General features: G+C 63.4%; 11 protein-coding genes. 3 read left to right on the top strand and 8 right to left on the bottom strand.

The genetic code is table 11. The features are described 5' to 3' along the window. Positions 1-13: 13 nt before the first annotated feature. From QQK95_RS18095 to QQK95_RS18085, 3 genes are read right to left on the bottom strand one after another with little or no spacing between them, the layout of a single operon-like run. Positions 14-832 (bottom strand): isocitrate lyase/PEP mutase family protein, encoded by an 819-nt coding sequence (locus tag QQK95_RS18095; RefSeq protein WP_284275123.1) that lies wholly within the window; start codon positions 830-832, stop codon positions 14-16. Between the two features lie 46 nt (positions 833-878). Then, positions 879-2,480, bottom strand: a complete 1,602-nt coding sequence (locus QQK95_RS18090) for a cisplatin damage response ATP-dependent DNA ligase (RefSeq protein WP_284275121.1) — start codon at positions 2,478-2,480, stop codon at positions 879-881. Between the two features lie 4 nt (positions 2,481-2,484). Continuing rightward, entirely contained in the window at positions 2,485-3,492 is a 1,008-nt protein-coding gene (locus QQK95_RS18085) for a ligase-associated DNA damage response exonuclease (RefSeq protein ID WP_284275119.1), read from the bottom strand. Positions 3,493-3,614: 122 nt separating this feature from the next. Here QQK95_RS18085 and QQK95_RS18080 point away from each other — a divergent pair, with 122 nt between their 5' ends. The 3 genes from QQK95_RS18080 to QQK95_RS18070 all read left to right on the top strand — a co-directional run bounded on the left by QQK95_RS18080 (position 3,615) and on the right by QQK95_RS18070 (position 5,618). Further along, positions 3,615-4,532 (top strand): class I SAM-dependent DNA methyltransferase, encoded by a 918-nt coding sequence (locus tag QQK95_RS18080; protein WP_284275118.1) that lies wholly within the window; start codon positions 3,615-3,617, stop codon positions 4,530-4,532. A 129-nt stretch (positions 4,533-4,661) separates the two neighbouring features. Next, the gene (locus QQK95_RS18075) at positions 4,662-5,024 is read left to right on the top strand and encodes a hypothetical protein (protein ID WP_284275116.1); all 363 of its coding nucleotides are present in this window, start codon (positions 4,662-4,664) and stop codon (positions 5,022-5,024) included. Positions 5,025-5,090: 66 nt separating this feature from the next. Then, entirely contained in the window at positions 5,091-5,618 is a 528-nt protein-coding gene (locus QQK95_RS18070) for a P-loop NTPase family protein (RefSeq protein WP_284275114.1), read from the top strand. Between the two features lie 9 nt (positions 5,619-5,627). On the opposite strand, the gene QQK95_RS18065 is transcribed toward QQK95_RS18070, so the two are convergent. From QQK95_RS18065 to QQK95_RS18045, 5 genes are read right to left on the bottom strand one after another with little or no spacing between them, the layout of a single operon-like run. Further along, entirely contained in the window at positions 5,628-6,569 is a 942-nt protein-coding gene (locus QQK95_RS18065) for a 2-hydroxyacid dehydrogenase (protein WP_284275112.1), read from the bottom strand. 29 nt (positions 6,570-6,598) lie between these two features. Beyond that, positions 6,599-8,230 (bottom strand): ABC transporter ATP-binding protein, encoded by a 1,632-nt coding sequence (locus QQK95_RS18060; protein ID WP_284275110.1) that lies wholly within the window; start codon positions 8,228-8,230, stop codon positions 6,599-6,601. Continuing rightward, positions 8,227-9,372 (bottom strand): ABC transporter permease, encoded by a 1,146-nt coding sequence (locus QQK95_RS18055; RefSeq protein ID WP_284275109.1) that lies wholly within the window; start codon positions 9,370-9,372, stop codon positions 8,227-8,229. Before QQK95_RS18055 ends, QQK95_RS18060 begins: the two co-directional genes overlap by 4 nt. Continuing rightward, positions 9,372-10,466: a microcin C ABC transporter permease YejB gene (locus QQK95_RS18050; protein WP_284275107.1), complete on the bottom strand. Its 1,095-nt coding sequence runs from the start codon at positions 10,464-10,466 to the stop codon at positions 9,372-9,374. Before QQK95_RS18050 ends, QQK95_RS18055 begins: the two co-directional genes overlap by 1 nt. Before the next feature lie 30 nt (positions 10,467-10,496). Next, positions 10,497-12,365 (bottom strand): extracellular solute-binding protein, encoded by a 1,869-nt coding sequence (locus QQK95_RS18045; RefSeq protein WP_284275389.1) that lies wholly within the window; start codon positions 12,363-12,365, stop codon positions 10,497-10,499. Position 12,366: the final 1 nt, after the last annotated feature.

Below are 12,366 nucleotides of genomic sequence, written 5' to 3'. Positions count from 1 at the left end.
GAACCTCGTGGAGCTATATCACCGGTTTGGTGCTGCGCAGATCACCCCAGCCCGGGGCCGATTCCAACGCGGTGAAGTCGCCTGTCGCAATCTCCCGGCATATGGTCATAAGCGCAGCACCGGCAGCGCGGGCGAGCGATCCGCCGACACTGATCCGCCGCACGCCCGCCTGGGCAATCTGGTCGAGGGTCAATCCCGAGACACCTTGGCCGAGCACATGATTTACTGGAACGCTGACCGAGCGGCAAAGCTTCTGGAGGGATGCCAGGTCCGGCACTCCGGGCGCGTAGACGACCTCGGCGCCGAGAGTCTCGAAGACCTTGAGGCGGCGAATGGCTTCTTCGAGATCATATACTCCTTTGCCTAGGCCGTCGGCGCGAGCGGTCAGGACGATGTTGTGTTTTCGCGCGGCGTCAGCCGCAGCGGCAACCCGTGCCACCGCGTCGTCAAAATCGCGGATCGGCAAGTCCGATTTCGGCTGCCGATCCTCGATGGACAGCCCAGCCAACCCAGCCTCCGCCGCGAGCCGAACGGTTTCGGCAACGCCTTCGGGAGTATCCTCGTACCCGTCCTCCAAATCCGCGGTAACCGGGACATCGGTCGAAGTCGCTATCTCGGCGGCATATGCCAGGCTCTCGTTGCGGTTGACCTCCAGCGCTCCGTCTCTGCGGCCTTTTGAGAACGCGTAGCCCGACGATGTGGTTGCCAGCGCCTTGAAGCCCAGGCTCACCATCATCCGGGCGCCGCCTACGTCCCAGGGGTTGGGAATCACGAAGCAGCCGGATTTGTGAAGAGCGCGAAAACGTTCGACCTTGTCGGATCGGGAAATCATGTGTGCTCCTCTGCCTGGAATGGAACTTTCGGTTTGGGATCCCGGTCTAGCGATCGAGCAGCGCCTGCAGTGTCTCGATCCGGTCGGCTTCGTTGGCCGGCTTGTCCCAGCGCAGCCGTGAAATGCGGGGAAAGCGCATGGCGACGCCGGATTTGTGCCGGGTCGATCGGTTGAGCCCCTCGAAGGCGACTTCCAGCACCAGGCCATTGTCGCGGTCTGCCCGCACCGAACGCACCGGCCCGAAACGCTCGACCGTGTTGTCCCGGACATATTTGTCGATCTGCTTCAGCTCCTCGTCGGTGAAGCCGAAATAGGCCTTGCCGACCGGCACCAGTTCCTCCTCGCCCTCGGCTCCGGACCAGACGCCGAATGTGTAGTCGGAGTAAAAACTCGAGCGCTTGCCGTGGCCGCGCTGGGCATACATCAGCACCGCGTCCACAGTGTGCGGATCGCGCTTCCACTTGAACCACGGGCCTTTTGGCCGGCCGGCGACATAGGGCGAATCCCAGCGCTTCAGCATCACGCCTTCGATGATCGGGTGCGGCGGCGCGCGGCGCAGGTTCTCCAGCGCCTGCCAGTCCGTGAAAGCGACGAAGGGCGACAGGTCGAAACGGCCGGGGTCGAGCGTTTTCATGAAGGCTTCGAGGCGGTCACGCCGCTCGCGGAACGGCAATGCACGAAGGTCTTCGTCGCCGAGCTGAAGCAGGTCGTAGCAGCGCATGAAGGCCGGATATTGCTGTTGCATCTTCGGCGTCACCGTCTTGCGGTTCAGCCGCTGCTGCAGGTCCGAGAAGGTTCCCGTCGCCTCTCGCGGGTCGCCGACGAGCAATTCGCCATCCAGTGTCGCGGAAAAGTGCATGGCGTCGGCGAGGTCGGGAAAGGCGCCGGAAACATCGTCGCCGGTGCGCGAATAAAGCCGGCGGACGCCGCCTTCCGCGACCGCCTGGACGCGGATGCCGTCCCATTTCCACTCGGCCGCGTAGTCCGCCGGATCGAGCTTTTCGAGATCGCCGTCGCCGACCGGGTTCGACAGCATCACCGGGCGGAACAACGCCATCGCCGTGCTGCGGGGTTTTTCGGCCTTGCCCTCCAGCCAGGCGAACAACGCCGTATAGGGCGGCGACAGCCCGTGCCAGAGCTCCTCGATCTCGGCGACATCGACCTTGCCGAAATCCGCCAGCGCCTGTTTGGCCAGCCGCGCCGAGACGCCGATGCGCAGGCCGCCGGTGACCAGCTTGATGATGGCGAAGCGTGCCGAGATGCCGGCGCTGTCGAGCAAGCCGGCCAGCACCTTCGGTCCGTCGGAGCGGCTTGCCGCCTGCAGTTTTGCCACGACCTCGCCGAGCGTCGGCTCGCGGTTGGGGATCTTGCCAGGCGTCTGCGGCCAGACCAGCGACACCGTCTCGGCGAGGTCGCCGACATAGTCGTAGGAATAGCCGAACAGCACGGGGTCCATGCGTTCGGTGACCAGCATGCGCAGCATCGCCGGCTTGACGGCGGCTATCGTGAGGTCACCGGTGATGGCGGCCAGCGCCAGCCCGCGATCCGGGTCCTCAACGGTCCGGAAGTAATCGACCAGCAGCGTCAGCTTGCCGTTGCGCGACGGCGTCAGCACCAGGCGGTCGAGAAGCTCGGCGAAGCGGTTCATGCCTTCAATCGCCCTCGTCCTCATAGCCCACCAGATGCAGCGGCCGGGCGGCTATGCCTTCGAGCTCGCACCAGCGCACCAGGGCTTCCTCGCGGCCATGCGTTACCCAGATCTCCTCGGCGCCGGTCTCCTTGATGGTAGAGGTGAGTTCGTCCCAATCGGCATGGTCCGAGATGATGAGCGGCAGTTCGACGCCGCCTTGCTTGGCGCGCTGGCGGATGCGCATCCACCCCGACGCGAAGCACGAGATCGGATCGGGAAAGCGCCGCGCCCAGCGATCGGCGAAGGCCGATGGCGGACCGACGACAATGGCGCCGGCAAAGTCCCCCTTGCCGCTCTCGACCGTTGCCGGCTCGAGGATACCCAGGTCGATGCCCTGGCTCTGATAGTATTCGCTGAGCCTGGCCAGTGCGCCATGGATGTAGAGCGGCTTGTCATAGCCGGCGTCGCGCAACAGCCGCATCACCCGCTGCGCCTTGCCCAGCGCGTAGGCGCCGACCAGGTGCGAGCGTTCGGGAAACTGCGCCGCCGATTTCAGCAGGCGCGCGATCTCTTCCGTGTCGGGCGGATGGCGGAACACCGGCAGGCCGAAGGTCGCCTCGGTGATGAACACGTCGCAGCGGATTGGTTCGAACGGCGCGCAGGTCGCGTCCTTTTGCCGTTTGTAATCGCCGGAGGCGACGATGCGCGTACCCTGATGCTCGACCGATATCTGCGCCGAGCCCAACACATGGCCGGCCGGATGGAAGCTGACGCTGACGTCGTTCAGAGCGATCGTCTCGCCGAGCCGAGCCGCTTGCGTGGCCCCGGCAAAATCCTCGCCATAGCGCAGGCCCATAATGTCGAGCGTCTGCTGCGTCGCCAGCACCGAGCGGTGGCCGGAACGTGCATGGTCGGAATGGCCGTGCGTGATCAGCGCCCGGTCCACCGGCCGCACCGGGTCGATGAAGAAATCGCCCGGCGGGCAGTAAAGGCCTTCGGGCCGGGGATGAAGCAGGTCGCTGGCGCGCATGGTCCCCAAGATAGGATATAATTCCGCTGCGGGAAGCCTGTTGTCGGAGACTGCTGACTCCTGGACATGGCTGCTCTACAGAGATGGCGACCCGGCAGCCATCCGCCGGCGGAACCACCATCATGAAACCGCTTCAGACATCGTCCGGCGATTTGAACGCCGATCGCCGTGCCGACTATGCCGAGATGCTCTTTGCCTCCGGCGATCATACGGCCGCGGCCGAGCTGCTGCTCGGCGCACTGGAGCTGGCGCCGCGATGGGCAATGGGCTGGTTCCGCCTCGGCGAGATGCAGGAGGCATCGGGCAGGCTCGACCTGGCGGCGCAGGCCTGGGCGATGTCGCTGAAACTTGATCCGGCCGATCGTCAGGGCGCGGCCCTCAAGCTGCAGCTGATCGGCAAGGCTCCGCTTGCCACCGCCCCACCCAGCGCTTTTGTCGAAGCGCTGTTCGACCACTATGCCGAGACATTCGAGGAGATGCTGGTCGGCAAGCTCGACTACCGCTTGCCCGATTTCCTCGAGCAGATGATTCGCAAGGCAAGGCCGGGTCGCTTCCGCCTGGCGCTCGACCTTGGTTGCGGAACCGGACTGATGGGCGAGAGACTGAGGCCGATTGTCGACCGGCTGGAAGGGGTCGATATCTCGTCCAGGATGCTGAAGAAGGCGCGGGCGAAAGGTATCTACGACACGCTGACAAAAGCCGATCTGCAAGGGTTTTCCCATTCAGGCGAAAAGCCCGATCTGGTGACGTCGGCCGATGTCCTGATCTACATCGGCGCGCTCGATGGCCTGGTGGGCACCCTTGCCGACCTGCTCGCCGAAGGCGGCCTGTTTGCCTTCTCCGTGGAGGCGCTTGCAGACGACGGCGATTTCGCGCTGCAGCCCTCGCGGCGCTACGCCCATTCGCAACCCTATGTCAGGCGGACACTCGAGGCCAACGGGCTTACGATCCTGGCACTGGAGCCAACGATCATCCGCCAGGATCGCCGCGAGCCCGTCAGAGGGCTGGGCGTTGTGGCGTGGAAGCCTCATGCCGTTTGAAGCGTGCAGGATCATCGTGCGGCGGTGCTGCCACGGCTCAGTGCTGCTGCGAAAAAGTCCGATTTGCGTGCGCGACTGATATTTGCGATCTGGTCGCATCAGGGCGGGATACCGGGAGGAGCATATCGGATGCGCTGGAACATGATGATCTTGGCATCTTGCCTGGCAACAGCCGGCTGCGTCGGCAATTCGATGTCCGAGCGGCAGGACGCCAACGTAGAATCCTCACTGCAATACGACACCGTGCCGTGCGATCAGTTGCTGGCGCAGCGCAATGGCCTGGCGCAGCAATACAACCTTCCGGTGACCGCGAAGCCGACCTTCTCCAATCCCGCCATGGGTTTCGGTCCGTTCACGCCCGACATGCGCTCCAAGGCCAAGCGCGACAGCGACAAGGCGTCGGGCGAGATCGACGCCATGAACCGGTCGATCGAGCGCCGCGACTGCGGCAAGCCGGACAATCAGAAGAAGAAGTTCGCCCTGCCCAGTTGAAGACACGCTGTTGGGCGGGGAACTCATCGTGGACGGCGTTCTGCATCCGCATGGGGGCACTGTCGGATGAAACTATCGGACCTTGGCGATCGCATCTGCATTCTGGGACCGTCCAACAGCGGCAAGTCGACCCTGGCCGACGCGATTGCCCGCAAGCGTGGCCTGGAACCCGTTCATCTCGATTTGCTTCACCATCTGCCCAACACCGACTGGGAGCCGCGTCCAAAGGCCGAGTTCATCGCCTTGCATGACGCCGCGATTGCCGGCGAGCGCTGGGTGATGGACGGAAACTACTCGATCTGCATGCCGCAACGCTTCCGGCGGGCGACGGGAGTGATCCTGCTGGATATCTCCATACCGGCAAGCCTGCTGCGCTACTTCAGGCGAACTCTGTTCCAGAAAAACAGACGCGGAGCCCTGGAGGGAGGGCGCGACAGCGTCAAATGGGACATGATCCACCATATCGCCGTGACCACGCCGAAAAACCGCCGGAGATACCAGGCGATGTTCGAGGAGCTCGATTTGCCAAAGCTGCAGCTGTCCTCGGTGGCAGCGATCAAGCGGTGCTTCAGGCAGTGGAATCTGGCCAGATAGGAATCCTGGTCAATATCCCGCCTTGCGGTCCACCAGATTCTCGAGCCTTTCGCCGCGCTCGAAGGCGTCCATCTGGCGCAGCATGGTCGGCGCCAGGTGCATGGGATCGGAGGTTGCCGCGGCGTGCGGCGTCACGAACACCTTCGGATGGCTCCACAGCGGGCTGGTCTTCGGCAGCGGTTCGACCTCGAACACGTCGAGGCTCGCCTCCTTCAGCGTGCCGTCGTCCAGCGCCCGCACGATGTCGGCATCCTTCTGCAGGCGGCCGCGGCCGGCATTGATCAGCACCGAGCCGCCGAGGCCGTTGCGCTTGCGCAATTCCTTCAGCACGCCGTAATTGATGATGCCTTGCGTGTCCGGCGTCAGCGGCAAAAGCACGACAAGGATATCGGTCGCCTTGAGGAAGGGGATCAACCCGGCCTCGCCGGAATAGGTGGCCACCCCCTGCATCGGCCGCTCGGTGCGCGACCAGCCATTGACCGCGAAGCCGAGCGACAGCAGCACCGAGGCCGCGGCGCGCCCGAGATTGCCAAGGCCCATGATGCCGACGGATATGTCGCCGGCCGGCCGCTGCGGCGGCTCGTGCCAGATCTTCTTTTGCTGCTGCTGCCGGTAGAGCAGGCCCTGGCGATGATGATCGAGCACCCGCCAGACGACATATTCGGTCATGTATTGCGTGAGGTTGTCGGCGACGACCTTGACGATCGGCACGTCGGGCAGGCCGGGATCGGCGAAAATATGGTCGACGCCGGCGCCGATGGAGAAGATGGCGCGCAGATTGGGCAGCGACGACAACAAATTGGGCTTCTGCTTCCACACCACAGCATAGGTGATCGACGGATCCATGGCGCCGTCCGGCTCCAGCACCACCTCACGCTCGGCCGACAGCAGCTCGCGCCAGCGCTGCGGATGAAAGCCGGTGACGGCAAGCAGGATGCGGCCTTTTTCCATCGCGGTTCGTCTAATCCTCTTTACGCAAATTACTCGCTGACGATGCCGACCGGCGCCGTCTCTATCTTGAAGGCGGCCGAGATCAGCGCCCGAGTATAGTCGGTTTGCGGATTTTCAAAAATCTGCCGGGAAGGGCCGGCTTCGACGATCTGGCCATTGCGCATGACGATGACGTCATTGGCAAGCGCCCGGATGACCTTGAGATCGTGGCTGATGAAGAGATAGGCGAGGTCGTGCTTGGCCTGCAGATTGCGCAGGAGGTCGACGACCTGCGCCTGCACGCTCATGTCGAGCGCCGATGTCGGCTCGTCCAGCATGACGAAGCGCGGGTTGAGCACCATGGCACGCGCGATCGCCACACGCTGGCGCTGGCCGCCGGAAAACTCGTGCGGATAGCGGTTGCGCGTCGCCGGATCGAGGCCGACCTCCTTCAGCACGTCCGCCACCTTGTCGTCGCGTTCATCGGGCGACAGCTTCGGCTCATGGATTTTCAGCCCTTCCTCGATGATCTCGGCGATCGACATGCGCGGGCTGAGCGAACCGAACGGATCCTGGAAGACGATCTGCAATTCGCGCCTGAGCGGCCGCATGGCGTTGAAGGTGAGCTGGTTGATATCGCGGCCGTTGAACCGGATGGTGCCCGTCGACGAGATCATGCGCGCCAGCGCCAGGCCGAGCGTCGTCTTGCCGGAGCCGGACTCACCGACCACGCCCAGCGTCTGGCCGGCGCGCACGGTGACATCGATGCCGTCGACCGCCTTCACATGGTCGACCGTGCGGCGGAAGAAGCCCTGCTTGATCGGGAACCAGACCTTGATGTCCGTGCCGGTCATGACAGGCTTGGCATCGGTATTGGCCGCCGGCGGCTTGCCCTTCGGCTCTGCCGCCAGAAGATGCCGCGTATACGGGTGCTGCGGATTGGCGAAGATGTCCTTGGTCGGTCCGGTCTCGACGATCTTGCCCTTGGTCATCACGCAGACCCGGTCGGCGATCTTGCGCACGATGCCGAGATCGTGGGTGATGAACAGCATCGACATGCCCTTGCGGCTTTTCAGGCCCGCGAGCAGTTCGAGGATCTGCGCCTGCACGGTGACGTCGAGGGCCGTCGTCGGCTCGTCGGCGATCAGCAGTTCCGGTTCGTTGGCCAGCGCCATGGCTATCATGACGCGCTGGCGCTGGCCGCCGGACAACTGGTGCGGATAGGCGTCGAGCCGCTTCTGAGGATCGCGGATGCCGACCTCGTTGAGCAGCTCCAGCGTGCGCGCCTTGGCCGCGCGGTCGGCCATGCCCTGGTGCAGCTTCAGGATCTCGACGATCTGGTGCTCGATCGTGTGCAGCGGATTGAGCGAGGTCATCGGCTCCTGGAAGATCATGGTGATCTTGTTGCCGCGTACTTGCCGCAACTGCTTCTCGCTCATCACCAACAGGTCGGCGCCCTCAAACAGGATTTTCCCCGAGGGGTGGCTGGCGCTGGGGTAGGGCAGGAGTTTCAGCACCGACAGCGCCGACACTGACTTGCCGGAGCCGGATTCGCCGACCAGGGCGATTGTCTCGCCCTTGGCGATGTCGAAGGAGATGTGGTCGACGGCGACGGACTGGCCACCGCCCTGGGCGAAGGCGACACTGAGGTCCTGTACGCTGAGCAGGGGCGGTTGGCTCATTTGAACGTCTTGCGCGGATCGAAGGCGTCGCGCGTCGCTTCGCCGACAAAGACCAGCAGCGACAGCATGAGCGAGATGACGACGAAGCCGGATATGCCTAGCCACGGCGCATTGAGATTGCGCTGGGCCTGCTTGAGCAATTCGCCGAGCGAGGCGGACCCCGGCGGCAGGCCGAAGCCGAGATAGTCGAGCGAGGTCAGCGTCGAGATCGACCCCGAGAGCAGGAACGGCAGGAAGGTCAATGTCGCCACCATGGCGTTGGGCAGCAAATGCCGGAACATGATGGTGCGGTTGGGCACGCCGAGCGCCCGCGCTGCGTTGACATATTCGAAGTTGCGGGCGCGCAGGAACTCTGCCCGGACCACGCCGACCAGCGCCACCCAGGAAAACAACAGCATCAGCCCGAGCAGGATGAAGAAGCCCGGTGGCAGGATGGCGGCGACGATGAGCAAGAGATAGAGCACCGGGATCGCCGACCAGATTTCGATGAAGCGCTGGAACAGCAGGTCCGTCCAACCACCGAAATAGCCCTGCAAGGCACCGGCGCAGACGCCGATCAGGGCCGAGCCGGCGGTCAGGATCAGCCCGAACAGCACCGAGATGCGGAAGCCGTAGATGACGCGCGCCAGGACGTCGCGCGCCTGGTCGTCAGTGCCGAGCCAGTTCCAGTTGCCGACGATGCAGGCCGGGTCGGCAGCCCCTTGCGGATACTGGTTGCAGCGCACCTTGGCGTCATATTCCCATGACGGTTTGGCCGGTGCGGCTTCCGGGATGGCATTGTTGACGGTCTGGTAGGAATAGCGGATTGGCGGCCAGATCATCCAGCCATTGGCGTTGATCTCGTCCTGGATCACCGGATCGCGATAGTCGGTGACGGCATAGAAGCCGCCGAACTTTTCCTCCGGGTAGGCGACCATCACCGGAAACAGGATCTCGCCCTTGTAGGAAGCGATGATCGGCTTGTCGTTGGCGATGAACTCGGCAAACAGCGACAGCACGAACAGGACAAGGAAAATCCACAACGACCAGTAGCCGCGCCTGTTGGCCTTGAAGTTCTGCAGGCGGCGCTTGTTGAGCGGCGACAGGAACGGCCGTGGCATCCGCTCCGGCACCACGCCGGCAGTGACTGATGCTTCCGACATCAGATATCTCTCCGCTCGAAATCGATGCGCGGATCGACCCAGGTGTACATCAGGTCGGACAGCAATCCGACGAACAGGCCGAGAAGCGAGAAGATGTAGAGATTTGCGAACACCACGGGATAGTCACGCTCGACCACCGACCGGAAGCCAAGCAGCCCGAGGCCGTCGAGCGAGAAGATGTTCTCGATCAGCAGCGAGCCGGTGAAGAAGGCCGAGATGAAGGCGCCGGGGAAGCCGGCAATGACGATCAGCATGGCATTGCGGAAGACATGGCCGTAGAGCACCTGCCGCTCCGACAGGCCTTTGGCGCGCGCCGTTACCACATATTGCTTGCGGATCTCTTCCAGGAACGAGTTCTTGGTAAGCAGCGTCGTCGTTGCGAAGGCCGACAGCACCAGCGCCGTCAGCGGCAGGGTCATATGCCAGGCATAGTCGGCGATCTTGGCCGGCCAGGACAACTGGTCCCAATTGTCCGAGACGATGCCGCGCAACGGGAACCAGTCCCAGAACGAGCCGCCGGCGAACAGCACCATCAGCATGATACCGAACAGGAAGCCCGGAATGGCATAGCCGACGATGACGACGCCGCTGGTCCAGACATCGAAGGGGCTACCGTCCTTCACCGCCTTGCGGATGCCGAGCGGAATGGAGATCAGATAGGACAAGAGCGTGATCCAAAGTCCGATCGAGATCGAAACGGGCATCTTCTCGAGGATCAAGTCGAGCACCGAGATATCGCGGAAATAGCTGTTGCCGAAATCGAAACGGGCGTAGTTCCATAGCATCATGCCGAAGCGCTCGAGCGGCGGCTTGTCGAAGCCGAACTGCTTCTCCAGCTTCTTGATGAATTCCGGATCGAGCCCCTGCGCGCCGCGATATTTCGAGCTGACGTCGCCGGCGACGTCGAAGTTGGAGCCGCCTGCATCGCCGCCGCCACCGCCGAGGCGGTCGCTGCCGCCCTGATTGGTCAGCTTGGCGATCACCTGCTCGACCGGGCCGCCCGGCGCGAACTGGATGACGGCGAAGGAAATCGCCATGATACCGAACAGGGTCGGGATCATCAAAAGGATGCGGCGCAGTATATAGGCGCCCATCAGGCTTCCTGCCCTCTGCGGACCGATATCTCAGTCTTTGCCAATTTTTGCCGCCTTGCCCTTATCGAACCACCACAGCGCTTCGACCGGAAAGCCGAAATCGGGTTTTTGCTCGGGAAAGCCGAACATGTCCCAATAGGCGCTTCGGTGATTCGCCAGGAACCAACTAGGAATCCAATCGCACCGCGCGCGCAAGACCCGGTCGAGCGCCCGCATTGCAACCGTCAGGCTTTCACGATCCTTTGCGGCTCCCACCGCGTCGATCAGCGTGTCGATCGCCGGGTTTGCAATACCCGGCAGGTTGCGCGAGCCGGAGAGATTGGCAGTCCTGGAATGGAAGAAACCTTCGAGATCGTCGCGCGTCGGTGTCGCGCTGAAGGAGAAGGCCGCCGACAGCAGATCGAAATCGAATGTGGCCTGTCTGGCCTGGTATTGCGCCGAGTCCACCAGCCGGATCGTGGCGTCGATGCCGATCGCCTTCATATTGGCGACCCAGGGCGAATAGACCTGAACGAAGGTATCGTCGTCGACCATGAACTCGGCCGAAAGCCGGCCGCCCTTGTCGTTGACGACGAAATCGCCGGACCGTTTCCAACCCGCCGCGGCCAGAAGTTTGGCCGCCTGGCCAAGCAGCTTGCGATCACGGCCGGTGCCGTCCGATGCGGGCTGGCTCACCGCCGCGCCGAACACCTCTGCCGGAAGCTGGCCGCGCAGCGGCTCCAGCAGCGACAGCTCTTGCGGGGATGGCACACCTTCGGCGCGAAAATCCGATTTCTCGAAGCATGACTGCGAGCGTTCGTAGGAGCCGTAGAAGAAGTTGCGTCGTGTCCACTCGAAATCGAAGCAAAGCGCAATTGCCTGACGCACCCGCGCATCGCGAAACTGTTCGCGTCGCTGATTGACCGCCGTTCCCTGCATCGTCGGCCGCTTCTCGGCCGGGAATTCGTGCTTGACCACCTTGCCTGCGGTCAGTGCCGGAAAGTCGTAGGCGGTCGCCCAGACGCGTGAGGTGAATTCCTCGCGGTAGGTGATCTCGCCCTTCTTGAACGCCTCGAAGGCGGCGGTGCGGTTCTGGTAGAATTCGATGCGGATACGATCGAAATTGTTCTGCCCGCGATTGACCGGGAGGTCACGGCCCCAATAATCCGCGACCCGGTCGTATTCGATCCAGGCGCCGGCGGAGAAGCGGCCGACTTTGTAGGCGCCGGAGCCGAGTGGCGGGTTCAACTGCGAGGAGTCGAACGGATTGGCCGTGTAGAAGGCCTTCGACAGGATGGGGAATTCCACGACGTTGAGCACGGTGCGGGCTGATTGCTTGCCGGAAAAGGTGAGCCGCAACGTGTGGTCGTCAACGGCAACGGCCTCGACCATATGTGTCAGGGACAACGACAGGTCTGGGTGGCCCTTGTCCTTGTAGAGCGAGAAGGTGAAGGCGGCATCCTGTGCCGTCAATGGTGAACCGTCATGGAAGCGTGCTTCGGGACGAAGCGAGAAGGTGAAGGAGTTCCGGTCGTCCGACAGCATGACCCCATCGGCGATCTGGCCGTAGACGGCGTCGGGTTCGTCGAGAGCGCGCACCATCAGCCCGTCGAAACACATCTCCATGCGCGGCGGCGCATCGCCCTTGTCGGTGAAGGAGTTCAGCGTGTTGAAGGTCTGTGTATCCTGGTTGTAGCCCCAGTTCGGTGGCGAGAAGTTGAAGATCCCTCCGGCCGGCGTGTCCGGATTGACATAGTCGAAATGCGCAAAGTCCGGTCTGTATTTGAGGTCGCCGAAGGCCGAGAGCCCGTGCAGCTTGGTGCCCGTCGCAATATCGGCGAAGGCCTTCCCCGGCAGCAGGGCGGCGGCAGCGGCGGCGCCGCCCAATGCCAGGAAATCGCGGCGGGGCAGCATCGCCATC

Origin of the sequence: Mesorhizobium huakuii (assembly GCF_030160235.1) — a bacterium.
GTDB lineage: Bacteria > Pseudomonadota > Alphaproteobacteria > Rhizobiales > Rhizobiaceae > Mesorhizobium > Mesorhizobium huakuii.
The sequence above is the reverse complement of the archived record's forward strand: the minus strand, read 5'-3'. Positions and strand labels throughout refer to the sequence as shown.

Excerpts from the sequence above, each read along its gene's own strand:
- QQK95_RS18095 (WP_284275123.1), bottom strand. The coding sequence starts at position 832 with ATGATTTCCCGATCCGACAAGGTCGAACGTTTTCGCGCTCTTCACAAA.
- QQK95_RS18090 (WP_284275121.1), bottom strand. The coding sequence starts at position 2,480 with ATGAACCGCTTCGCCGAGCTTCTCGACCGCCTGGTGCTGACGCCGTCG.
- QQK95_RS18085 (WP_284275119.1), bottom strand. The coding sequence starts at position 3,492 with ATGCGCGCCAGCGACCTGCTTCATCCCCGGCCCGAAGGCCTTTACTGC.
- QQK95_RS18080 (WP_284275118.1), top strand. The coding sequence starts at position 3,615 with ATGAAACCGCTTCAGACATCGTCCGGCGATTTGAACGCCGATCGCCGT.
- QQK95_RS18075 (WP_284275116.1), top strand. The coding sequence starts at position 4,662 with ATGCGCTGGAACATGATGATCTTGGCATCTTGCCTGGCAACAGCCGGC.
- QQK95_RS18070 (WP_284275114.1), top strand. The coding sequence starts at position 5,091 with ATGAAACTATCGGACCTTGGCGATCGCATCTGCATTCTGGGACCGTCC.
- QQK95_RS18065 (WP_284275112.1), bottom strand. The coding sequence starts at position 6,569 with ATGGAAAAAGGCCGCATCCTGCTTGCCGTCACCGGCTTTCATCCGCAG.
- QQK95_RS18060 (WP_284275110.1), bottom strand. The coding sequence starts at position 8,230 with ATGAGCCAACCGCCCCTGCTCAGCGTACAGGACCTCAGTGTCGCCTTC.
- QQK95_RS18055 (WP_284275109.1), bottom strand. The coding sequence starts at position 9,372 with ATGTCGGAAGCATCAGTCACTGCCGGCGTGGTGCCGGAGCGGATGCCA.
- QQK95_RS18050 (WP_284275107.1), bottom strand. The coding sequence starts at position 10,466 with ATGGGCGCCTATATACTGCGCCGCATCCTTTTGATGATCCCGACCCTG.
- QQK95_RS18045 (WP_284275389.1), bottom strand. The coding sequence starts at position 12,365 with ATGGCGATGCTGCCCCGCCGCGATTTCCTGGCATTGGGCGGCGCCGCC.